Here is a 21,733-nt window from a genome sequence, read left to right as displayed (position 1 = left end):
CGTGCATGTAGCGGCAGGTTTCTGCCCGAAGTTTGCGTTCGATGGCAGTTCTACGCGTTATGAACGCGCTTTACCCGCAACCGGCACGTGCCGAGTACTGACCTTGCGCCAGTACCAATAGAGCCCGACGCCCGCCACGCCAAGGCTCCCCGTATTCGCTACCCAGAAGCCGCGCGCGCCTTGCAGCCACATCGGCACCGCGCCGCCGATATCGAAGCCGAGCAGATAGCCGCCGCCCAGCCCGATGCCCCAAAGTGCGACGGCGTAAATCACGGTCGGCACGAGTGTCACCTTGTAGGCGCGCAGGACGAACGCGGTGGAGATCTGCAGCGCATCGAAGAGGTGATAGAACACGATGATCAGCACGAGCGGCATCGCTGCCGCGATCACCGCCTGATCCGGCGTGTAGGCCGCGATGATGTGCGGCCGCAGTACCAGCACGAGCGCGCCGTAGAGGCACGCGATCAGCGTCGCGAGCGCGATGCCGTGACGCGAGAGCGACGCGGCGTCATCGAAACGTTGCGCGCCGAGCGCCTGCGAGACGAGCGTCGACGAAGCGATGCCGATCGACAGCGGCGTCATGTAGAGCACCGCGCCGAGATTGCCGGCGATCTGATGGCCGGCAAGCGTCGTCGTCCCGAAGCGCGAGATGAAAAGCGCCATGAACGTGTACGACGTCACTTCGATCAGGTACGACAGCCCCATCGGAATGCCGAGTTTCAGGAGCGCCGCCTGCCGCTTCCAGACCGGCCAGCAGAAGCGCTCGAAAATCTCGAACGGCCGGAAGAACTCGAACTTGACGAGCACCGTCATGCCGACGATCGCCAGCATCCAGTTGATGAGCGTGCTCGCGAGCGCGCAGCCGGGGCCGCCGAGCGCCGGCACGCCGAAGCCGCCGAAGATGAACCACGTATTGAGCGGAAACTTGACGATCAGCGCGCCGACTTGCAGGAACATCACGAGCCGCGGCTTGCCGACCGCGTTCGTGAGCGAGCTGTAGACGCGAAACACGAGACTCGCCGGCAGCCCGAACGACACGATCCGCAGATATTGCACCGTGCGCTCATGCAGCGCGGGCGGGGCGTCGGCGAGACCGAGCAGCGGTTCGGGGAAATAGAGCAGCACGAAGCCGATCACCGCGAGCGCGGCGGCGAGCCAGAGCGCCTGCCGCACTTCCTCGCCGATTTCCTTCTCGCGCGCCGCGCCGAAAAGCTGCCCGGCGATCGGCTGCAGCGCGACCAGGATGCCCGTCAACCCGATATAGATCGAGATATATACCGACGACCCGAGCCCGAGCGCGGCAAGATCGGTGGCGGAAAAGCGGCCAACCATCGCGGTATCGATCACGCCGAACGCGATGATCGCCAACTGGCCGATCAGCACCGGCCACGCGAGCGACGCGATCCTGCGGACATCGGCGAGCATTGCGTGCAACGGCTGCGTCATCGATTCAAGGCCGGCGCAGCGTCTTCGGACGCGGCCGCTTGACGGGCGGCGTCGGACGTTCGATACGCACGTAGAGGCGGAAACGCTCGTCGCGGTCGGCGACGCGCCGGCCTTCCCAGACGAGCTTCCACTCGAACGCCGACATCGACGACGGCTCGCCGAAATCGCTGCGATCCTGGCGCAGAATCACGTCGCAGTCTTCATCGAACGCGAAGTGCATGCCGCCGAAATAGGCGAAGGTCGCGATCTGCGCATCGCCGAGACGCACCGGCGAGATGCAGGTGTAGTCGGGCGGAAGATGATCGGCGATGCGCTCGGCGACGTCGCGATACGTGCGGCTGTAGTTCACGACCGGCAGCCACAGCGTCATTAGCAGCACCCACATCAGCGTGGTTCCGGCGCTCGAAAGCACGACGCTGCGCCAGAGCACTTTCGGATGGCGCGCGAGACGCCAGCGCGCAAGCAGGAACCAGCAGACCGTGACCGCCACCGCGCACACGAACGACAGGATCTTGAACTCCGGCGCGAAGCCGGGCGCGAGGCGCGCGAGGTTGCGCGCGAGCGGCGCCGGCCAGCCGATCATGCCGGCTGTCCAGACGAGCCACACGAACGTGCCGAGGATCGTGAAGCTCAACATCGCGAACCAGTCGATGGCATTGATCGCGCCGCGCTTCAGCGTCGGCAGGGCGAAGGTCGCGAGCACTGAAAGCGGCGGCAGCAGGAGCATGAAGAGCCGGTTCGTCTCGCGGCTCTGCAAAACGACCAGCACGAGCAGCGGTCCGATCACCGAAAGCGGCACGGCCACGTGCGGCGAGCGACGCTGGCCGCTCCAGCTGATGAACGTCCAGATCGCGAGCGGCCACGCGGGCCACGTGAAGAGCGGCAGGTTCTTCATCGCGTAGCCGAGCACTTCGGTCGGCGGCCCGGTGAACGTGTGAAAACTGTTGCGCCACCACTGGCGCAGCCACCATTCGCCGTCGTCGGGGTAATAGTGCAGGGTTGCCAGCACCCATGCGCCGATCAGCACGATCGCGACCGGCAGCCCCATGATCACGAGCGGCAACGGCCGCACCTGACGCACGATGATCGTCATCGCGAGCGTGCAGATGAGGAGCGCGAAGACGAGCACCGGGCTGCTCGACAAGCCCACCACGCCGATCGCCGCGCCCCAGATCAGCGCGCCCTGCACGGGTTTGTCGATGCTGCGCACGAGGCCGTAGACGAGCATTGCACTGCCGGTGAACTGCGCGAGCAGCGGCGACGTTTCGTGGCCGCGCTCGGCGAGCCCGAAGCACGCGAGCAGGATCAGGAGCGCGCCGTCGGCGAGCGTGCGGCCATAGTCGCGCGGTTCCGGCTCGCCGCCGAACGCGTACTTGAACGGCTGCGCTTCGTCGCGACGGCCGAGCAGGTAGGCCGTGTACCAGACGAATGCGCAGGCGAGACAGAAGAGCAGGCCCGTCACGACACGCGACGCATTGCTCGCATCGACCCACGGGCTCAGCACGCGGATCGACAGCGCGCCGAGCCAGTACATCAGCGGGCCGTCGCCGGTCAGCGCCTTGCCGACGAGATTCGGCAGCAGCCAGTCCTTGGCGTCGCCGTTCGCCATCGTCCACATCACGCCGAAGCCCGCCGCGTCCTCGTTCTTCCACGGATCGCGGCCGAAGAGACCAAACGACGCATAGACGATACAGATGGCGAGCAACAGCCAGCGCGGCAGGGCGCTGGTAGCGGAGGCGGTCAGGCGGACGACAGATCGCATGCGAAAAGGTGAGAGAGGATGGAGAGGCTGGCGGGCTTTCGGGTGTCGCCGCTGTCGCGCGATGTCCAGGCTGCGCGCGAACATAAAAACATGCGGCATTGTAGACGCGCGCCGCGCGGCACGTCAGAGCCAGGGCGCAACCGATGTAACGAGCGGCAACAACCTGTGACGTGCCTTGCACCGCCAAGCAACAAAAAAGGGCAGCTTACGCTGCCCTTTTTTGCGGATATCGGCGACTGGCTCCGATATCTAAGATGCTTCAGACGTTTGCCGTCTTACTTCTTCGACGAAAACGCTGCGAACTTCTTGTTGAACTTCTCGACGCGGCCGGCCGTGTCCATGATCTTTTGCTGGCCGGTGTAGAACGGATGCGATTCCGACGACACTTCGATCTTCGCGAGCGGGTAGGTCTTGCCTTCGAACTCGGCGGTTTCGCGCGTGTTGATGGTGGAACGCGTCACGAACTTGAAGTCGTTCGACATGTCGATGAACAGGACTTCGCGGTAATTCGGGTGAATGCCTTCTTTCATGGTCTTTCCTGGGTATCTGACGGTAGCCAACCCGCTCGGGGCTTCCAAACTATTCGGAAGCTGGCCTTTCAAGCGCGAGTCACTTGCCTGAGGTCGAAAAACGGCGATTATGCCAGAAAATCAGTCGTTTGGCAGGTTTTCAAGGCGCTTTCTCAGGGCGAAACCGCCTTTAGCGCGCCCACGCCCGCCGGGTCCTGCCGGTAATAGCGCGCGAGAAGGCGATACAACTCCGGATACGCCGCCTCGAACGCATGCGGCGTGACGAAGAGCGCCTCGCTGCACACCGCGAAAAACTCCGACGGATGGTCCGCCGCGTAAGGATCGATCAGCGAATCGCGCTCGAAACGGCTCCAGCGGCGCGCCGGCACCGAGTCGACCTGCGCGCAGAAGTGGTCGTAGGCGTGATCGAAGACGTCGGACCACGCCTGCGCGTCGAGCGGCGCGTGCCAGCGTCGGAAGAGCGGCGGATGGCCGTCGGCTTCGCCGTTCACCATGTCGATCTTGTGCGCGAACTCGTGGATCACGACGTTGTACGCCTCCGCGCCGTCGGTCTTCTGCGCGTCTTCCCACGACAGCACGACCGGCCCGCCTTCCCACGCCTCGCCGCTCGCGTCCTGCTCCACCTCGTGGACGACGCCGTCCTCGTCCTCCACCGTCTTCCGGATCACGAATTCCCCCGGATAGACGATCACGCCGACCCACCCCCGAAACAGGTCTAGACTCAGGTTCAGCACCGGCAGACAAGCCTGCGCGGCAATCGAGACGATCATCGCGTCGGTGAGTTCCAGTTCGTGGGCGGTCGAAAACTCCTTCTGCGCGATGAAAAGGCTCGCGTCTTCGCGCAGACGGGCGAGTTCGGCGGCATCGAGATGGCCGAAGAACGGCAGCGCGTCGAGCGTGCTTTGCCAGACGGCGTCGTCGATTGCGTATTTGCGCAGCGTGCGCTCGCGGCGTTGCGCGCCGAACCAGCGGGAGAAGAGATTGGGCATCGGTCAGTCGATCTGTTTTTGCCAGCACGCGAAAATGCCGCCGACGAGCGCGACGCCCATCAGGAAGTAGAAGCCGTCCAGTGACGCCAGGAAGTTCGCCTGCTGCGCGACCATCCGGCTCACGCTGACGAGCGCGAGCGAATGCGCCTCGGCGGCGCTGCGGCCGGCGGCGGCGAAACCGTCCGACAGCGCGGCCAGCGTCTGCTGAAACACCGGATTGTACGGATTTGTCCACTCGACGAGGCGCGTCTGGTGCACCGCCTGCCGATGCTGCTCGACGATGATCACCGAAGCGGTCGCGAACGAGATCGTCAGTTGCCGCACGATGTTTTTCAGCCGATAGCCGTGCGCGAACTCCTCGATCGCGAATATGCGAAACGTCAGGTTCGCGACCGGCAGCACGATGAAGAGCAGCAGCAGGCCGCGCAGCAGCATCGGCAGGATCAGCGCCGCCTGGTCGACCGCGGGCGACATGCGCGTCATCATCCATGCGACGAGCGCCGCGATCGCGAACCCCGGCACGATGATCCATTTCTTGCGCGGCAAGAGTTGCGCATAGCGAAAATAGGCGAATAGCGCGGTTCCCGAGATCAGCGACGTCACGCCGACGAGCCGTCCCGCGTTCTCCACCGGATAGCTCAGCCCTTGTTCGAGAAAGCGCGAGATCAGGTAGCTGAAGCCCGTCGACTCGTAGTAATAGAACATATAGAGCAGGAGGCCGACCTGGAACGTGCGCTCGCGCAGCGCGTGCAGCCGCACGAGCGGCGACGGATGATGCCACTGGTGCCAGATGAACCAGGCGAGGGCGCCGATGCCGGCCACCGTCAGCAGGATTAGCATCGGCGAGGTGCTGAAAAGCTGGAAACGGACCTGCTGCATCACGATTTGCAGCGCGCCCTGCGCGAACGCGAACAGCAGATACGGCCAGAAATGCGATTCTCCGCGCGCCTCGGGTTGCACGTTGCCGGAATCGGGCAGGACGAGGAACGCGAACACCGCGAACGCGGCGCCGACTGGCGCGGTGCAGAAGAAGATCGCGCGCCAGTCGAAGTGTGAAATCAGCCAGCCGCCGGCGAGCGGGGCGAGCGCGCTGCTCAGGATGATCATGCCGAGGAACGCGCGCAGGGCGCTCGCGCGCTGCTGGGGCGCCAGGCTGATCTGAATCAGGATGCGGCAGGCGCCCATCATCGGACCGATGAAATAGCCCTGGAAGCCGCGCGCGAACATCAGTTGCAGCGACGAGTCGCTCAACGCCGACATCGCCGCGCCCGCCGCGTAGAGCAGCAGGCAGCCGGCGATATAGCGTCGGTGGCCGAGCCGTTCGACCCACCATTGCTGCTGGAGAATGCCGAGCACGGCCGCGACGGCATAAGCGCTCGACGACCACACGAGCTCGTCCGGCGACGCGTTCACGCCGCCCGCGATATAGCTCGCGAAGAAGGAGAAGATGGCGTTGTCGAAGTAGTCGAGGCCGGTCGCGAGGGCGAGCACCCACGGGAAGAAGTCGGCGCGCAGGCGTCCGGCGGTGAGGGCGGGCGAATTCATGCGCCTTCGGGCTTTGCCTTCGCCGCTTTTTTTGCCGCTGTGACCGCTTTCTTGCGCTGTTCCAGCAATTCGTCGGCGGGCTGGCCGGCGAGGCGCCCTTCGACGTAATCCAGGTCGCGCCGCAATTCCGCGCGTACCGTCTGCGCTTCCTTCAACTCGCGGCGCACCGCTTCGATGCGCGTATCGAGCGCGTCGAGTTGCTGCTGCAGGCCGCTGCGGATTTCGTCGAGCGATTCGTCGGAGTAGCGCCTGCGCCCGGTTTCAGTCGATTCGAGCGGCCGCTTCAGCATCTCGACGATGCCGTGCAGCGAAAACCCCAGCGATCGCAAACGCAGGATTCGCCCGAATCGCTCGAGATCGCTTTCATCGTACAGACGATAGCGGCCGACGCTGCGGCTCGGCATAACGAGGCCGCGTTCCTCGTAATACTTCAGCGTGCGCGGCGTGACGCCGAGACGCTCGGCGGCGTCGCGGACGGTCAGAAGTGGAGTCGATTCGTCGGCCATGCGGCGAATTATAGTTCAACCTGTACGTTCACGTACAGGTTGTCACCAACGCATGCGATGGACGAAAAAAAACCGCCCGGAGGCGGTTTCGGTGCAGACGGGGTGCGAGAGGAAGAATCAGCCTCCGCCACGGCGCATCAGGTCGAAGAACTCGGAATTGCTTTTCGTCTGGCGGATCTTGTCGAGCAGGAATTCCATCGCTTCGACTTCGTCCATGTCGTGGATGAACTTGCGCAGCACCCAGACCTTTTGCAGCAGATCCGGCTTGATCAGCAACTCTTCGCGGCGCGTGCCCGACTTGTTCAGGTTGATCGACGGATAGACGCGCTTTTCAGCCAGACGCCGCTCCAGGTGCACTTCCATGTTGCCGGTGCCCTTGAACTCTTCGTAGATCACGTCGTCCATGCGGCTGCCGGTTTCGATCAGCGCCGTACCGATGATGGTGAGCGAACCACCTTCCTCGATATTGCGGGCAGCGCCGAAGAACCGCTTCGGACGTTGCAGCGCGTTCGCATCGACACCGCCCGTCAGCACCTTGCCCGACGCCGGCACGACCGTGTTGTAGGCGCGCGCGAGACGCGTGATGGAGTCGAGCAGAATCACGACGTCGTGCTTCATTTCGACGAGACGCTTCGCCTTCTCGATCACCATTTCCGCGACTTGCACGTGGCGCGCGGCGGGTTCGTCGAAGGTCGAGGCGATCACTTCGCCGGCGACCGAACGCTGCATTTCCGTCACTTCTTCCGGCCGCTCGTCGATGAGCAACACGAAGAGCACGATGTCCGGATGGTTCGACTTGATGGCATGCGCGATGTGCTGGAGCATCACCGTCTTGCCCGACTTCGGCGACGCGACGAGCAGACCGCGCTGGCCTTTGCCGATCGGCGAGATCATGTCGATGATCCGGCCGGTGACGTTTTCCTCGCCGCGCATTTCGCGTTCGAGCGGCAGCGGCTTGTTCGGATGCAGCGGCGTCAGGTTCTCGAACATGATCTTGTGCTTCGAGGCCTCGGGCGGCTGCCCGTTGACCTTGTCGACCTTGACCAGCGCGAAATAGCGTTCGCCGTCTTTTGGCGTGCGCACTTCGCCTTCGATGGTGTCGCCGGTATGCAGATTGAAACGGCGAATCTGCGAGGGGCTGATATAGATGTCGTCCGTGCTCGCGAGATACGAGGTCTCGGGCGAGCGCAGGAAGCCGAAGCCGTCGGGAAGGACTTCTAGCGTGCCGTCGCCGAAAATCGTGTCGCCCGTCTTGGCGCGCTTCTTGAGAATCGCAAACATCAATTCCTGCTTGCGCAGGCGGTTTGCGTTTTCGATCTCAAGGCCATTGGCCATTTCGATCAGTGCTGACACGTGCTGAGACTTGAGCTCGGATAAATGCATACGGATTTCCCGCCAGGGAGAGAGGTGCGACTGAAAGATTTGGGAGAAGAGGTGAGCGGAACCGCTCTAGGACTTGTACTTCTTGAAGTCTTGTGATTCTAGCATAGCACACGCCGGACAAGGCCCGGGTGGCGCTGCGACGCGGGTTTTGCGCGCATGTTGTCGCTTCACAACATTGGCTCGTGCACGCTGGTGCACATCGGGTGCACGTTTGGCCCGCATATAAAGAGAAGAGCGCCTTTGCAGCGCTCTTCTCTTGGGTATGACGTGTTACAGGTTGCTATCGAGGAACGCGGTGAGCTGCGACTTCGACAATGCACCGACCTTCTGCGCGGCGACAGCGCCGTTCTTGAACAGGATCAGCGTGGGGATGCCGCGCACGCCGAACTTGACCGGCGTCGACTGATGCTCGTCGACATTGATCTTCGCGATTTGCAGGCGATCGCCGTAATCCTTCGCGACTTCGTCGAGGATCGGGGCAATCATCTTGCACGGACCGCACCATTCCGCCCAGAAATCGAGCAGGACTGGTTTATCCGACTTGACGACGTCCTGTTCGAACGATGCGTCGCTGATATGCTTGATTGATTCGCTCATTGTCTAAATACCTCTATCGATTCGAGGCCCGCGTTTGAATGCTCGCCACGATACACCAAAACAGGAAAAGTTCTTCGTTGCGCTGCGGCTGAAACCGCTCGCCTACCGAAAGCGCCAAGCCGTTGCCGGCCGGGCCTTACGGGTGATTCAAATATCATCTTAGCCTACTTTGCTATCCGTTGCCCGGTGCTGATAGGGACCATCTGAGGCCGGAAACACGAAGCGCAAGAGGCGTATTCCTACGGATATTTAGGTTAGTCGCCGGCAATGAATGGCGCTTCCGGGTCGCGCTGTGCTGCGCCCGGTGATACAATTCGTCGTGACGGGCCTCCTCGCATGGCGGCGCGGTCAACCTGGTCAGGTCGGGAACGAAGCAGCCACAGCCGTTTTCCGCCAGTGCCGAGGGTCGGGCTCGTCACCTTCCGCTTTTTCCTCTGTTTTCCCCCTCGTTTTTCATTGCTCCGGCGCTCGGTTGCATCGCCTTTGCGGCTGCTTTGCGATAGGACGTTGCTGATACAATTTCGGCATGACCTATCAAGTTCTCGCACGCAAATGGCGGCCGAAATCGTTCGCGTCGCTCGTCGGCCAGGAGCACGTCGTTCGTGCGCTCACGCACGCACTCGACGGCGGCCGCCTGCATCACGCCTATCTGTTTACAGGCACGCGCGGCGTCGGCAAGACGACGCTCTCGCGCATCTTCGCGAAGGCGCTCAACTGTGAAACGGGCGTGACGTCTACGCCGTGCGGCGTGTGCCGCGCGTGCCGGGAGATCGACGAGGGGCGTTTCGTCGATTATGTCGAGATGGATGCGGCGAGCAATCGCGGGGTCGACGAGATGGCGGCGCTGCTCGAGCGCGCCGTGTACGCGCCGGTCGATGCGCGCTTCAAGGTCTATATGATCGACGAAGTGCACATGCTCACGAATCACGCGTTCAACGCGATGCTGAAGACGCTCGAAGAGCCGCCGTCGCACGTCAAGTTCATTCTCGCCACCACCGATCCGCAGAAGATTCCGGTCACCGTGCTCTCGCGCTGTCTGCAATTCAATCTGAAGCAGATGCCGGCGGGCCACATCGTTTCGCACCTCGAGCACATTCTCGGCGAGGAACAGATTCCGTTCGAGTCGCAGGCGCTGCGGCTTTTGTCGCGCGCAGCGGACGGCAGCATGCGCGACGCGCTCTCGCTCACCGATCAGGCGATCGCCTATTCGGCCAATCAGGTCACCGAGGAAGCCGTGCGCGGAATGCTCGGCGCGCTCGATCAAAGTTATCTGATCCGGCTGCTGGAAGCGCTCGCGGCGGGGGATGGCGAGGGTGTGTTGTCGGTTGCCGATGAGATGGCGTTGCGCAGTCTGTCGTTTTCGACTGCGCTGCAGGATCTTGCGGGGCTGCTGCACCGGATCGCGTGGGCGCAGTTCGCACCGGCGTCCGTGCTGGATGAATGGCCCGAGGCGGAGGATGTTCGGCGGTTTGCCGAGGCGCTGTCGGCTGAACAGGTGCAGTTGTTCTATCAGATCGCGACGGTCGGGCGCAGTGAGCTGGGCCTCGCACCCGATGAGTACGCCGGCTTCACCATGACCCTGCTGCGCATGCTCGCGTTTGAACCGGCGAGTGGCCCGGGTGGCGGTGGTGGCGTCGTGGTTAATGCGCCGTCGTCGGGCGCTGGGGTTGCGCGGAAGGCGGTCGCTGGCGTTGCAGTTGCGGGTTCGCGTGCGTTGGCGTCGGGTGAGGGTGCGTCGAGCGCCGCGCGTGGCGTTGCGGCCACCGTTTCTTCGACACCGACGCCCGCGCAACCGTCGGGCGCGCAGGATTCGGCAGCGATGGTCGATGCGTTTGCGCAAGTGGAACGCACCACGCCGAGCGCCGCCGGGCAGGTGGAAGCGCCGCGCGAATCGGCTCATTCTGCTGATGCAGCCGTCAATGAGAGCGCTGCGCGGAAGCCCCCGAATGCTGCTACACGGACAGAATTAGCGGCATCCGAGAGCGCGGCGATTTCCGATGGCGCAATGCTCATGCGTTCGAACAACGCCGCGTCGGCAGAATTGGCTACTCCCGAAGGCGCGATACCTGAGCGTTCGGATGCCGCTGCAGAGTCGTTTCCCGGCGCGCCAAAATCTCAGAACATCGCTGCATTGGCAGGATCGGCTACGCCCGAAGGCGCGATACCTGAGCGTCCGGATGCCGCTGCACAGTCGTTTCCCGGCGCGCCGAAATCTCAGAACATCGCTGCATTGGCAGGATCGGCTACTCCGAAAAATGCGGCGATCTCCCAACGCGCGACGACGCCTCTGAATGTTGCTGCGTCGGCAGGAGCACGGACGCCTGAAAGCACCGCGACGCGTAAAGGTTCGGCGCCAAGGCATCCGAATGCCGCTTTGCATGAAGAGTTGGCGCCTTGGGACGACGCGGCAACGTCCGACGGTGCAACGGATATTTCTGCGCAAACCGGATCGGGGACGTTTGAAGGAGTGGCTCCGAATCCCGATGCCGCTGCATGGGCAGAAGCGCCGACGACCGAAAGCACAAAGTCGGGCGAAGCCGCCACGTCGGCACGCGATGACCATGCTGCGCCCGTCGTCGAGCGCAACATCACTGCAACCGATTTCGACGCAGCGTCCGGCCAGCAATCTCCCGACGTAACCCCATCGCCCGTCGCCGCAGCCGCGCAGCAAGCCGCAGCCGATTCCGCGCGCTATACCCCGGTAGCCGCCGACAAACCACGCGCCGCCACCGGCGCAAGCGCCGCGCTCGACGTGTTGCGCAGCGCGGGAATGCGCGTGTCGTCGGATCGGGGAACGCGAGGCGCGCCGCCTGTGCCGAAACCTGTCTCCGCGTCGCCGATGTGCGCCGCGCCCGCCGTGCAAGTCCCGACACCGCGCCGCGCGCCCGTCGCAGCCCAGCCGCCTGCCGCTGCACCGTCGCCCACGGTCGAAACCAAACGCGCCAGTTCCGCCGTGCCGCCATGGGAAGACATGCCGCCGGACGACTACATGCCGGCATCGTCGGAAGATGCGTACTTCATGCCGCCCGACGACAACTTCGTCCCCGCGTTCGACAGCGGCCCCGACGACCTGGATTTCAACGCCGCGCCGGCGAAGGCAACCCCAAAATCCGACCCGCGCCCGCTGCCCGCTGCCGTGCCGCTCGATGCGATCGGCGTCGCGGGCGACTGGCCGTCGCTTGCCGCCGACTTGCCGTTGAAGGGCATCGCCTACCAGCTCGCGTTCAATAGCGAACTGACCGCATGCGACGCCGCCTCGATCGCCCTGAGCGTGCCCGTGCCGCAATACGCCGACGCAGCGCAAGTGGCCAAACTGAAGGCAGCGCTCGCCGAAAAGCTCGGCCGGGCGCTCGAAGTGAACGTCACCGTCGGACCAGCGCGCCGCACGGCCGCCGCCGTCGATGCCGCCGTCCGCGCAAAACGCCAGCAGGAAGCCGAGCAGGAAATCACGCAGGATCCGTTCGTGCAGTCGCTGATTCGCGACTTCGGCGCGAGCATCGTCCAGGGTTCGATCAAGCCGCTCGCAGCGGGCATGCGACCAGAGTAACGCGCATGGGATCGGAATAAGCGCATGGGGCCAGAGGAAGCGCTAAAGAGCGCCAACTTCGATCGACAGCGCTAACTCTGATCCGACAGCGCCCGCAACTGATGAATCGAACGCCCGCCGATAAGGCGCAAGGGTCGCGCGCAAAGTTTCTCGAGATACGCGCCGGCAAAGCAACGCAACCGGACGCGTCCGTCACTGATCTGCATTACCCCGATCCAGGCAAGGAGCCACATCATGATGAAGAATCAACTCGCCGGGCTGATGAAGCAGGCCCAGCAGATGCAGGAAAACATGAAGAAGATGCAGGACCAGCTCGCGCTGATCGAGGTGGAAGGGCAGTCGGGCGCGGGCCTCGTCAAGGTGACGATGACCTGCAAGAACGACGTGCGCCGCGTGCAGATCGACCCGAGCCTGCTCGCCGACGACAAGGACATGCTCGAAGACCTCGTCGCCGCCGCCTTCAACGACGCGGTGCGCAAGGCCGAGGCCACCACTCAGGAAAAGATGAGCGGCATGACAGCCGGCATGCCGATGCCGCCGGGTTTCAAGATGCCGTTTTAAGGGCGCGTCGCGCGTCCATCGCAGGAACACATGAAACAACCTTCCGCGTTGTCGGCGCTCGTCGAAGCGCTGCGTGTGCTGCCGGGCGTCGGTCCGAAGTCGGCGCAGCGCATGGCCTATCACCTGATGCAGCACGATCGCCCGGGCGCGGAAAAGCTCGGGCGATCGCTCGTGTTCGCCACCGAGCACCTGAAGCACTGCGAGAAGTGCAACACGTTCACCGAGGCGCAGATCTGCGAAGTGTGCAGCGATCCGGAGCGCGATCCGGCGCTGTTGTGCGTCGTCGAGACGCCCGCCGACCAGATCATGCTCGAACAGACGCTCACGTATCGCGGGCTCTATTTCGTGCTGATGGGCCATCTGAGTCCGCTCGACGGCATCGGTCCGAAAGAGATTCACTTCGACCGGCTGATCAGCCGCGCGAACGACGGCATCGTGCAGGAAGTCGTCCTCGCGACGAACTTCACGAACGAAGGCGAGGCGACCGCGCACTATCTGGCCCAGACGCTCAAGTCGAAGGGGCTGAAGGTGACGCGTCTTGCGCGCGGCGTGCCGGTAGGTGGCGAACTGGAATACGTCGATGCCGGGACGATCGCACGCGCGATGCTGGACCGGCGCTCTGTATAGGACTGATCGAATGACTGAAGAACAAGCAAAGGCGCTCGCCACGCATCGGCACTACAAGGGCGGGCTGTATCGCGTGATCGGCGTGGCGCGGCATTCCGAAACCGAGGAGACGATGATCGTCTACGAACACCTGTGGCCGCATGAGCGCGGCTTGTGGGTGCGTCCGGCCGAGATGTTCAACGGCACGCTCGACGACGGCACGCCGCGCTTCAAAGCGCTCGACATTCCGCTCTGAGAAGCGGACGCGAACAAAGCAACAACCTTTCGTGGGGCCAGAGTAAGGCGCATAGGGCCTGAGTAAGCGCTAAAGCGCCAACTCAGGCCGACAGCGCTAACTCTCATCGACCGCAACTACGTTGCATGGGACCAGAGTAAGGCGCTAAAGCGCCAACTCTGGTCGACAGGAGACGACATGACCGCATCGACCGGACCGCTCGCCGGCGTCAAGGTGCTGGAACTCGGCACGCTGATCGCCGGGCCTTTCGCCGCGCGCTTCATGGGCGAATTCGGCGCCGACGTCATCAAGATCGAAGACCCGAACGGCGGCGATCCGCTGCGCAAATGGCGCAAGCTCTACCCGGAAGTCGGCGGGACGTCGCTCTGGTGGGCCGTGCAGGCGCGCAACAAGAAGTCCGTGACCGTGAATCTCAAGGCCGAGGAGGGCAAGGAGATTGTGCGGCGGCTCGCGAAGGAAGCCGATATCGTCGTCGAGAACTTCAGGCCGGGGCTGCTCGAAAAGCTCGGGCTCGGCTACGAGGTCTTGTCGGCGGAGAATCCAGGGCTCGTCATGGTGCGCTTGTCCGGCTATGGGCAGACAGGGCCGTATCGCGACCGGCCGGGCTTCGGCGCGATCGCGGAATCGATGGGCGGCTTGCGGCACATCACCGGTTATCCCGACTTGCCGCCGCCGCGCATCGGCATTTCGATCGGCGATTCGATCGCGGCGCTGCACGGCGTGATCGGCGCGCTAATGGCGCTGCATCACAAGCAGGTGAACGGCGGACGCGGGCAGGTGGTCGATGTCGCGCTCTACGAAGCCGTCTTCAACATGATGGAAAGCGTCGTGCCGGAATACGGCGTGTACGGGCTCGTGCGCGAGCGCACGGGCGCGTCGCTGCCGGGCATCGTGCCGTCTAACACGTATCCGTGCCGCGACGGCAGCGTCGTGATCGGCGGCAACAGCGATCCGATCTTCAAGCGCCTGATGAACGCCATCGGACGCGACGATCTCGCGAACGATCCCGCGCTCGCATCGAACGACGGCCGCGTGCCGCGCACGCAGGAAATCGACGCGGCGATTGGCGCGTGGCTCGCGCCGCGCAGCATCGACGAGGCGCTCGCGGTGCTCAATGCTGCCGACGTGCCGGCGGGGCGCATCTACAGCGTCGCCGACATGTTCACCGATCCGCAATACATCGCGCGCCAGATGCTGCAGCGTTTTCCGTGGCAGGACGGTCGCGAGATCACGCTGCCGAACGTCACGCCGAAGCTCTCGGAGACGCCCGGCGAAACGCGCTGGCTCGGGCCGCAGCTGGGTGAACACACGGATGAAGTCCTTCAATCGCTCGGGTATGATCCTGACGATATCGCGAGGCTGCGAGCGGCGAAGGTGATTTAGCCGCGGCAGACCAGACCACAAGAAACAAGACCACAAGAAATCGGAGACAGAAGTCGATGAAACGCAGAACGTTCATTGCGAGCGGTGCCGTGCTCGCAGGCGGTGTAGTGTCGGGCGCGCCGCTCGCATTCGCGCAGGCGAAGCCGGAGCAGCCGAAGGTGGCCGTCGCGGTCGGCGGCAAGAACCTGTTCTATTACCTGCCGCTCACCATCGCCGAGCGCCGCAATTACTTCAAGGACGAAGGGCTCGAAGTCGAGATCTCGGATTTCGCGGGCGGCGCGAAGGCGCTGCAGGCGGCGGTCGGCGGCAGTGCCGATGTCGTGTCGGGCGCGTTCGAGCACACGCTGCTCTTGCAGGCGAAAGGCCAGATGTTCCGCGAATTCGTGCTGCAAGGGCGCGCGCCGCAGATCGTGTTCGCGGTATCGAAGAAGGCGATGCCGAACTACAAGACCGTCGCCGACCTGAAGGGCAAGAAGATCGGCGTGACGGCACCCGGTTCGTCGACGTCGATCATGGCGAGCTACGTGCTCGCGAAGGCGGGGCTCACCGCGAGCGACGTCGCGTTCATCGGCGTGGGCGCGGGCGCCGGCGCGATTGCCGCGCTGCAATCCGGCCAGATCGACGCCATCGCGAACCTCGATCCCGTGATGACCAAGCTCGAACGCTCGGGCGATATCCGCATCATCTCCGATACGCGTACGCTCGCCGATACGAAGAACGTCTTCGGCGGCAACATGCCGGCGGGGTGTCTGTACGCGTCGCAGAGTTTCATCAACAAGAACCCGAACACGACGCAGGCGCTCACCAACGCGATGGTCCGCGCGCTGAAGTGGCTGCAGACGGCATCGGGGTCCGAGCTGATCGCGACCGTGCCAGAAGGCTATCTGCTAGGCGACCGCGCACTCTATCTCGACTCGTGGCAGCACGTGAAGGAAGCGCTGTCGCCGGACGGCCTGATGCCCGCCGACGGTCCCGCGACTTCGCTCAGGACATTGCAGGCGTTCGACCAGACGGTGAAGGGCAAGCCGATCGACCTGTCGAAGACGTGGACGAACGACTTCGTCAAGAAGGCGCTCGCGACGGTCAAGGCGTAAGCGATGGCGCCCACGTCCCTCACGTCGCCTTACGCGCTCGCGCTCGAGAACATCATCTGCACGTTCACGTCGCGCGACGACCGCAACGCGCGTTACACCGCCGTCAGCCAGACGACGCTGCGGATCGCGCCGGGCGAGTTTGTATCCGTGGTCGGCCCGACGGGCTGCGGCAAGTCCACGCTGCTCAACATCGGCGCGGGGCTGTTGCAGCCGTCGTCGGGTGAGGTGACGGTGTTCGGCGAACCGCTCGCTGGCATCAACCGGCGCGCGGGCTACATGTTCCAGGCCGAAGCGCTGATGCCGTGGCGCTCGGCAATCGATAACGTCACCGCCGGTCTCGCGTTTCGCGGCGTGCCGAAAAACGAGGCGCGCGAACGCGGCGAGGAGTGGCTGAAGCGCGTAGGCCTTGGCGGCTTCGGCGACCGCTATCCGCATCAGCTATCGGGCGGCATGAGAAAGCGCGTCGGCATGGCGCAGACGCTGATCCTCGATCCCGACATCATCCTGATGGACGAGCCGTTCTCCGCGCTCGACATCCAGACGCGCCAGCTCATGGAAAACGAGCTGCTCGACTTGTGGGCGGCGAAGCGCAAGGCCGTGCTCTTCATCACGCACGACCTGGACGAGGCGATTTCGATGTCCGACCGCGTGGTCGTGCTGTCGGCGGGGCCGGGCACGCATCCGATCGGCGAATTCACGATCGATTTGCCGCGTCCGCGCGATGTCGCCGAGATTCGCTCGCATCCGCGCTTCGTCGAATTGCATGCGCAAATCTGGGGCGTGCTGCGCGAAGAGGTGCTGAAGGGCTATCAGCAGCAGCTCACCGCCGTCTAATTCGAGGCCTAACGACAATCATGTGGAAGAAATTGCGCCCGAATCGCGCAAATCTGGTGCTTTGGCAATGGCTGCTGCTCGTCATGTGCTTCCTGCTCTGGTACGTGCTGACGAGCCCGACGCTGCTCCCGGCCTTTTATTTCGACGACAACAGCAAGGCCGCGTTCTTCTTCGGCGAGCCGCAGAAGGTGCTGCTGCGCATCTGGGAATGGTTCACGACCGGTGAAATCTACGTGCACCTCTGGGTGACGCTGATCGAAACCGTGCTCGCGTTCACGATCGGCACGGTGCTGGGACTTGGCGTCGGCTTGTGGCTCGCGCTCGCGCCGCTGATGAGCGCTCTCCTCGATCCGTACATCAAGGCCGCCAACTCGATGCCGCGCGTGATCCTCGCGCCGATTTTCGCGGTGTGGTTCGGGCTCGGGATCTGGTCGAAGGTGGCGCTCGGCGTGACGCTCGTGTTCTTCATCGTGTTCTTCAACGTCTATCAGGGCGTGAAGGAAGTCAGCCCGGTCGTGCTCGCGAACGCGCGCATGCTTGGCGCGAATCGCAAACAATTGTTGCGCCATGTCTACCTGCCGAGCGCGACGAGCTGGGTGTTTTCCAGCCTGCATACGTCGGTGGGGCTGGCGTTCGTCGGCTCGGTGGTGGGCGAATATCTTGGCTCGGCGCGGGGAGTCGGTTATTTGATCTTGCAAGCCGAAGGCACGTTTGACATCAATACAGTGTTCGCCGGCATTCTCGTGCTGACGGCGTTCGCACTGGTGCTGGACGGCATCGTCGCGCTGGTCGAGCGTCGGCTGATGAAGTGGCAGCCGAAGACGGGGGAGACGGAGAAGCTCTAACTTCCCGCGATGCATTGCGCGGAAAAATGGCGCGCCTGAATTAATCGGGCGCGCCACTTTTGTATCAGCCGTTCACGGCTCGATGACCACTTTCCCCGTCACGCGGCGATGCGCCATGTCGTCGAGCGCCTGGGGCGTTTCGTCGAGCGTATACCGCTTCGACACGTGCGGCTTGAGCTTGCCCTCCCTGATCCAGCCGACCATGCGCTCGAATCCCGCCGCGCCGAGTTCGGCTTCGCGCTTCATGTGATCGCCCCAGAACACGCCGACGATGCTCGCGCCTTTCAGTAGCGGCAAGTTGAACGGCAGCTTCGGGATCTCGCCGTTCGCAAACCCGACGACTAGATAGCGTCCGCGCCACGCTATGCTGCGAAATGCTGGTTCGGCATATTCGCCGCCGACCGGATCGAAGATCACGTCGGGGCCGCGCCCGTCGGTGAGCGCCTTGATGCGCTCGCGCAGATCCTCGCGCGAATAGTCGATCGTCGCGTCCGCGCCGTTTGCGGAACAGACCGTGAGTTTCTCCGCGCTCGATGCGGCCGCGATCACCCGCGCGCCTAGCGCCTTGCCGATCTGCACCGCCGCGAGTCCGACGCCGCCCGCCGCCCCGAGCACGAGCAGCGTCTCGCCGGCCACGAGCGCCGCACGATCCGCGAGCGCGTGATACGACGTGCCGTACGCGAGCGTGAAGGCGGAGGCGCTCGCGAGATCGACGTCGTCGGGGAGCGCGACGCACGCGTCCTCGCGCGCGAGCGCCTGCTCGGCGAACGCGCCGTGCGCGGTGTAGGCCGCGACGCGCATCCCTGGCTTCAGACGCGTCACGCCCGCACCGGTTTCGCGCACGATGCCCGCGAGCTCGGCGCCGGGCGTGAAAGGCAAGGGTGGCTTGAACTGATATTTGTTCTGAATGATGAGGACGTCCGGGAAGTTGACGCTCGCCGCTTTCACGTCGATAACGACTTCGCCCGCCGCGGGATGCAGGTCGGGCAAGGTCTCGATGGAAAGCGTCTCCGGGGGTCCGTGGCGGGTGCATCGAACGGCGCGCATGTCGTCTCCTTATGAGGTCGCGTAAGTGTAGTTCAGGCTTGCCGCGAGGCGCTTGGCGAGTCGTTCGCGTGCCATCTTTCCTCGGTTACAATCGTCGGATGCGAATCCTACTCAGCAACGACGACGGTTATCTGGCGCGCGGCCTCAACGTGTTGTACGAGGCCATGGTGCCGCTCGGTGACGTCACGGTGATGGCGCCCGAGCAGAACTGCAGCGGCGCCTCGAACTCGCTCACGCTCTCGCGCCCGCTCACGATCCATCAGGCGGCGAACGGCTTCAACTACGTGAACGGCACGCCCACCGATTCCGTCCACATCGCGCTCACCGGCATGCTCGAAGAGCAGCCGGACCTCGTCGTCTCGGGCATCAACAACGGCCAGAACGTCGGCGAGGATACGCTGTATTCCGGCACCGTCGCCGCCGCCACCGAAGGCTTCATGTTCGGCATCCCGGCGATCGCGTTTTCGCTCGTCGGCCGCGACTGGCTGCATCTCGATTCGGCGGCGCGCGTCGCGGCTGAAATCGTCGCGCATTTTCTCGAGCACCCGATGCCCGGGCATCCGCTCTTGAACGTCAACATCCCGAGCCTGCCTTACGAGCAACTGGGCGACTGGCAGGTGACGCGGCTCGGCAAGCGTCATCCGTCGCAGCCGGTGATCCGGCAGACCGATCCGCGCGGCAATCCGATCTACTGGATCGGCCCGTCGGGCGATGCGCTCGATGCCAGCGAAGGCACCGATTTCCACGCGGTCGCGAACGGCCATGTGTCGATCACGCCGCTGCAACTCGATCTGACTCACACGAAGCTGCTCACCGAGACGCGCGAGTGGGCGCTGGCCGGGAGCCATCGCTCATGACGGACGAGCGCGCGAAGCGCTTTCCGCTGGCGCTCGCCGATCTCGTGCGCGAGCCGCGCAAGTCGGTTGCCCGCGCGGATCAGGCGCGCGCGAAGCCGGCGGGCGGCGCGTTGCGCTCGGTGCCGGGCGTCGGATCGACAGTCTCGCGTAATACGCCGCTCAAAGCCGCCGATGCGAACGCCGCCGTGGTCAAACCGGCCAAGCCGGTCGTGACGCGTTCGGCGAGTCTGGTCCCGAGTCCCGTGACGAAGCCGCTGCCCGGCGCTTTGCGCGCGGCGCCGCGTCAAAACGAGCACCGTGAATCAAACGTCAGCGTCAAGCGCGGCGCCCCGAATGTTGCGCTGAACACGACGCATGCGCTGACCTCGGAACGGGTTCGCGAACGCATGGTCGAACGGCTGCGCGCGAACGGTATCACCGACGCGCGCGTGCTGAACGCGATGTCTGTCGTGCCGCGCCATATGTTCGTCGATCCCGGACTCGCCGCGCAGGCTTATGAAGACGCGGCGCTGCCGATCGGCCATCATCAGACCATCTCGAAGCCGTCCGTGGTCGCGCGCATGATCGAACTCGTCGCGGCGGGCCGGACGCTCACGAAAGTGCTGGAGATCGGCACTGGCTGCGGCTATCAGGCGGCGGTGCTGTCGCTGGTCTCGGCCGATGTGTATTCGATCGAGCGCGTGCGTCCGCTGTCGGAGCGCGCGAAGCTCAACCTGCGGCCACTGCGCGTGCCGAACATTCGCCTGCATTACGGCGACGGCCGGCTCGGCCTGCCGGCGGCGGCGCCGTTCGATGCCATCGTCATCGCGTGCGCCGGGCTCGACGTGCCGCAGGCGCTGCTAGAGCAACTGGCGATCGGTGGCAGGCTCGTCGCGCCGGTCGGCTCGCAAAGCGCACAGTCGCAGGTGCTGACGCTCGTCGAGCGCGTGTCGGCCACGCAATGGCGGGAGTCGCAGCTCGATCGTGTTTTCTTTGTACCCTTAAAATCCGGAGTGATTTGACACCGATGAGTATGTTGCGTGCTTGGCGAGTAAGAAGCGTGAGCGCCCGCCCGACGGCGGTCCAGCGCGGTTTGTGTGTTCTCGCGCTGTCCGTCCTGGCAGCCTGTGCGACGCGGATGGATCAGGCGCCGGTCGTCGACCGCACGGGCGGGGCGATCAGCACCGACGCCGCCGCGCAGGCGGCGGCGCAGAACGGCCCGCCGCCGCCCGGTTATATCCGCGTGAAACCGGGCGACACCCTATATCGGATTGCACTGGAAAACGGTCAGAATTATCGGGATATCGCGTCATGGAACAACCTGACGAACCCGAACCAGATCGAAGTCGGTCAGCTCGTGCGCGTGGCGCCTCCGGGCGCGAATCTCGCCGCGACGACGCCGGGCGTTGCCACCGCGCCGATCGTGGGCGGCGGGGTGCAGGCACAGCCGCTTGGCGGTGCCCCGCAGCCGGGCGTGACGACCGGCACGACGGCGCAGCCGCCGGTGTACGGTTCGTCGTCGGGGATGGGCGTGGCGCCGGGCGCGGCCGCTGGAATCGGAGCAGGCGTTGACAGCGGCACTGCCACCGCGCCCGCTGCACAGCCGGCGTTCATCTGGCCCGTGCGCGGCCCGATTCTCGGCACGTTCGACGATGCCAAGAACAAGGGCTTGAACATCGGCGGCGTGGCGGGAGATGCGATCAATGCGTCGGCGGATGGCCGGGTCGTGTACTCGGGCAACGGTCTGCGCGGGTACGGCAACCTCATTATCATCAAGCACGATGCGACTTTTCTCACGGCATATGCACATAACCGCGCTTTGATGGTAAAAGAGGGTGACGCAGTAACAAAAGGTCAAAAAATCGCCGAGATGGGGAATAGCGATTCCGACCGCGTGATGTTGCATTTTGAAGTTCGCCGTCAGGGCAAACCTGTCGACCCGCTGAAGTACTTGCCGCCGCAATAA

At 64.2% G+C, this 21,733-nt stretch carries 20 protein-coding genes and 1 other RNA gene; 12 read left to right on the top strand and 9 right to left on the bottom strand.

Translation table 11 applies throughout. The features are described 5' to 3' along the window. Positions 1-57 precede the first annotated feature (57 nt). The 8 genes from AWB67_RS10075 to trxA form a co-directional block, all read right to left on the bottom strand. Complete coding sequence (locus AWB67_RS10075; RefSeq protein WP_087656124.1) at positions 58-1,425, bottom strand: MATE family efflux transporter; 1,368 nt, start codon at positions 1,423-1,425, stop codon at positions 58-60. Positions 1,426-1,450: 25 nt separating this feature from the next. Beyond that, complete coding sequence (locus AWB67_RS10070; RefSeq protein WP_087656084.1) at positions 1,451-3,208, bottom strand: ArnT family glycosyltransferase; 1,758 nt, start codon at positions 3,206-3,208, stop codon at positions 1,451-1,453. Positions 3,209-3,483: 275 nt separating this feature from the next. Then, on the bottom strand, positions 3,484-3,738 hold the full coding sequence (locus AWB67_RS10065; protein ID WP_062636969.1) for a type B 50S ribosomal protein L31: 255 nt from the start codon (positions 3,736-3,738) through the stop codon (positions 3,484-3,486). 152 nt (positions 3,739-3,890) lie between these two features. Continuing rightward, positions 3,891-4,727 carry a M90 family metallopeptidase gene (locus tag AWB67_RS10060; RefSeq protein WP_087656083.1) on the bottom strand — a complete coding sequence of 279 codons (837 nt, stop codon included), beginning with the start codon at positions 4,725-4,727 and terminating at the stop codon, positions 3,891-3,893. Positions 4,728-4,730: 3 nt separating this feature from the next. Then, positions 4,731-6,272, bottom strand: a complete 1,542-nt coding sequence (locus tag AWB67_RS10055) for an MFS transporter (protein ID WP_087656082.1) — start codon at positions 6,270-6,272, stop codon at positions 4,731-4,733. After that, positions 6,269-6,778 carry a MerR family transcriptional regulator gene (locus AWB67_RS10050; protein ID WP_087656081.1) on the bottom strand — a complete coding sequence of 170 codons (510 nt, stop codon included), beginning with the start codon at positions 6,776-6,778 and terminating at the stop codon, positions 6,269-6,271. Before AWB67_RS10050 ends, AWB67_RS10055 begins: the two co-directional genes overlap by 4 nt. A gap of 117 nt (positions 6,779-6,895) precedes the next feature. Next, positions 6,896-8,161: a transcription termination factor Rho gene (rho, locus tag AWB67_RS10045; RefSeq protein ID WP_062636961.1), complete on the bottom strand. Its 1,266-nt coding sequence runs from the start codon at positions 8,159-8,161 to the stop codon at positions 6,896-6,898. Between the two features lie 270 nt (positions 8,162-8,431). Continuing rightward, entirely contained in the window at positions 8,432-8,758 is a 327-nt protein-coding gene (gene trxA / locus AWB67_RS10040; protein WP_008349330.1) for a thioredoxin TrxA, read from the bottom strand. Between the two features lie 321 nt (positions 8,759-9,079). Here trxA and ffs point away from each other — a divergent pair. The 9 genes from ffs (at position 9,080) to AWB67_RS09995 (ending at position 17,884) form a co-directional block, all read left to right on the top strand. Then, an RNA gene (gene ffs / locus AWB67_RS10035) (signal recognition particle sRNA small type) lies at positions 9,080-9,178 on the top strand. 106 nt (positions 9,179-9,284) lie between these two features. Further along, a complete protein-coding gene (gene dnaX / locus AWB67_RS10030) occupies positions 9,285-12,305 on the top strand; it encodes a DNA polymerase III subunit gamma/tau (protein ID WP_087656080.1) in 3,021 nt (1,006 codons plus the stop codon). A gap of 234 nt (positions 12,306-12,539) precedes the next feature. Beyond that, a complete protein-coding gene (locus AWB67_RS10025) occupies positions 12,540-12,866 on the top strand; it encodes a YbaB/EbfC family nucleoid-associated protein (RefSeq protein WP_062636957.1) in 327 nt (108 codons plus the stop codon). Positions 12,867-12,896: 30 nt separating this feature from the next. Further along, positions 12,897-13,493 (top strand): recombination mediator RecR, encoded by a 597-nt coding sequence (gene recR, locus AWB67_RS10020; protein WP_087656079.1) that lies wholly within the window; start codon positions 12,897-12,899, stop codon positions 13,491-13,493. A 10-nt stretch (positions 13,494-13,503) separates the two neighbouring features. Beyond that, complete coding sequence (locus AWB67_RS10015) at positions 13,504-13,728, top strand: DUF1653 domain-containing protein (protein ID WP_087656078.1); 225 nt, start codon at positions 13,504-13,506, stop codon at positions 13,726-13,728. 177 nt (positions 13,729-13,905) lie between these two features. Then, positions 13,906-15,111, top strand: a complete 1,206-nt coding sequence (locus AWB67_RS10010; RefSeq protein ID WP_087656077.1) for a CaiB/BaiF CoA transferase family protein — start codon at positions 13,906-13,908, stop codon at positions 15,109-15,111. 56 nt (positions 15,112-15,167) lie between these two features. Then, positions 15,168-16,205, top strand: a complete 1,038-nt coding sequence (locus AWB67_RS10005; RefSeq protein ID WP_087656076.1) for an ABC transporter substrate-binding protein — start codon at positions 15,168-15,170, stop codon at positions 16,203-16,205. 3 nt (positions 16,206-16,208) lie between these two features. Next, positions 16,209-17,039 (top strand): ABC transporter ATP-binding protein, encoded by an 831-nt coding sequence (locus tag AWB67_RS10000; protein WP_087656075.1) that lies wholly within the window; start codon positions 16,209-16,211, stop codon positions 17,037-17,039. A 20-nt stretch (positions 17,040-17,059) separates the two neighbouring features. Beyond that, a complete protein-coding gene (locus AWB67_RS09995) occupies positions 17,060-17,884 on the top strand; it encodes an ABC transporter permease (protein ID WP_087656074.1) in 825 nt (274 codons plus the stop codon). A gap of 72 nt (positions 17,885-17,956) precedes the next feature. On the opposite strand, the gene AWB67_RS09990 is transcribed toward AWB67_RS09995, so the two are convergent. Beyond that, positions 17,957-18,931, bottom strand: coding sequence for an NADPH:quinone oxidoreductase family protein (locus AWB67_RS09990; protein ID WP_087656073.1), 975 nt, complete (start codon positions 18,929-18,931; stop codon positions 17,957-17,959). 98 nt (positions 18,932-19,029) lie between these two features. Between AWB67_RS09990 and surE the strand changes: the two genes are divergently transcribed. Genes surE through AWB67_RS09975 form a run of 3 tightly spaced genes read left to right on the top strand, consistent with a single transcriptional unit; the run spans position 19,030 to position 21,733 of the window. Next, a complete protein-coding gene (surE, locus tag AWB67_RS09985) occupies positions 19,030-19,788 on the top strand; it encodes a 5'/3'-nucleotidase SurE (RefSeq protein ID WP_087656072.1) in 759 nt (252 codons plus the stop codon). Then, a complete protein-coding gene (locus AWB67_RS09980) occupies positions 19,785-20,789 on the top strand; it encodes a protein-L-isoaspartate(D-aspartate) O-methyltransferase (RefSeq protein ID WP_087656071.1) in 1,005 nt (334 codons plus the stop codon). Before surE ends, AWB67_RS09980 begins: the two co-directional genes overlap by 4 nt. 5 nt (positions 20,790-20,794) lie before the next feature. Then, a complete protein-coding gene (locus tag AWB67_RS09975; protein WP_087656070.1) occupies positions 20,795-21,733 on the top strand; it encodes a peptidoglycan DD-metalloendopeptidase family protein in 939 nt (312 codons plus the stop codon).

Origin of the sequence: Caballeronia terrestris (assembly GCF_001544515.1) — a bacterium.
GTDB lineage: Bacteria > Pseudomonadota > Gammaproteobacteria > Burkholderiales > Burkholderiaceae > Caballeronia > Caballeronia terrestris.
This window is presented reverse-complemented; position numbering and strand designations above follow the sequence as displayed.

Excerpts from the sequence above, each read along its gene's own strand:
- surE (WP_087656072.1), top strand. The coding sequence starts at position 19,030 with ATGCGAATCCTACTCAGCAACGACGACGGTTATCTGGCGCGCGGCCTC.
- AWB67_RS10070 (WP_087656084.1), bottom strand. The coding sequence starts at position 3,208 with ATGCGATCTGTCGTCCGCCTGACCGCCTCCGCTACCAGCGCCCTGCCG.
- AWB67_RS10005 (WP_087656076.1), top strand. The coding sequence starts at position 15,168 with ATGAAACGCAGAACGTTCATTGCGAGCGGTGCCGTGCTCGCAGGCGGT.
- AWB67_RS10015 (WP_087656078.1), top strand. The coding sequence starts at position 13,504 with ATGACTGAAGAACAAGCAAAGGCGCTCGCCACGCATCGGCACTACAAG.
- rho (WP_062636961.1), bottom strand. The coding sequence starts at position 8,161 with ATGCATTTATCCGAGCTCAAGTCTCAGCACGTGTCAGCACTGATCGAA.
- recR (WP_087656079.1), top strand. The coding sequence starts at position 12,897 with ATGAAACAACCTTCCGCGTTGTCGGCGCTCGTCGAAGCGCTGCGTGTG.
- AWB67_RS10010 (WP_087656077.1), top strand. The coding sequence starts at position 13,906 with ATGACCGCATCGACCGGACCGCTCGCCGGCGTCAAGGTGCTGGAACTC.
- AWB67_RS09975 (WP_087656070.1), top strand. The coding sequence starts at position 20,795 with ATGAGTATGTTGCGTGCTTGGCGAGTAAGAAGCGTGAGCGCCCGCCCG.
- AWB67_RS10055 (WP_087656082.1), bottom strand. The coding sequence starts at position 6,272 with ATGAATTCGCCCGCCCTCACCGCCGGACGCCTGCGCGCCGACTTCTTC.
- AWB67_RS10065 (WP_062636969.1), bottom strand. The coding sequence starts at position 3,738 with ATGAAAGAAGGCATTCACCCGAATTACCGCGAAGTCCTGTTCATCGAC.
- AWB67_RS10000 (WP_087656075.1), top strand. The coding sequence starts at position 16,209 with ATGGCGCCCACGTCCCTCACGTCGCCTTACGCGCTCGCGCTCGAGAAC.
- AWB67_RS10025 (WP_062636957.1), top strand. The coding sequence starts at position 12,540 with ATGATGAAGAATCAACTCGCCGGGCTGATGAAGCAGGCCCAGCAGATG.
- trxA (WP_008349330.1), bottom strand. The coding sequence starts at position 8,758 with ATGAGCGAATCAATCAAGCATATCAGCGACGCATCGTTCGAACAGGAC.
- AWB67_RS10075 (WP_087656124.1), bottom strand. The coding sequence starts at position 1,425 with ATGCTCGCCGATGTCCGCAGGATCGCGTCGCTCGCGTGGCCGGTGCTG.
- AWB67_RS10050 (WP_087656081.1), bottom strand. The coding sequence starts at position 6,778 with ATGGCCGACGAATCGACTCCACTTCTGACCGTCCGCGACGCCGCCGAG.
- AWB67_RS09990 (WP_087656073.1), bottom strand. The coding sequence starts at position 18,931 with ATGCGCGCCGTTCGATGCACCCGCCACGGACCCCCGGAGACGCTTTCC.
- AWB67_RS10060 (WP_087656083.1), bottom strand. The coding sequence starts at position 4,727 with ATGCCCAATCTCTTCTCCCGCTGGTTCGGCGCGCAACGCCGCGAGCGC.
- dnaX (WP_087656080.1), top strand. The coding sequence starts at position 9,285 with ATGACCTATCAAGTTCTCGCACGCAAATGGCGGCCGAAATCGTTCGCG.
- AWB67_RS09980 (WP_087656071.1), top strand. The coding sequence starts at position 19,785 with ATGACGGACGAGCGCGCGAAGCGCTTTCCGCTGGCGCTCGCCGATCTC.
- AWB67_RS09995 (WP_087656074.1), top strand. The coding sequence starts at position 17,060 with ATGTGGAAGAAATTGCGCCCGAATCGCGCAAATCTGGTGCTTTGGCAA.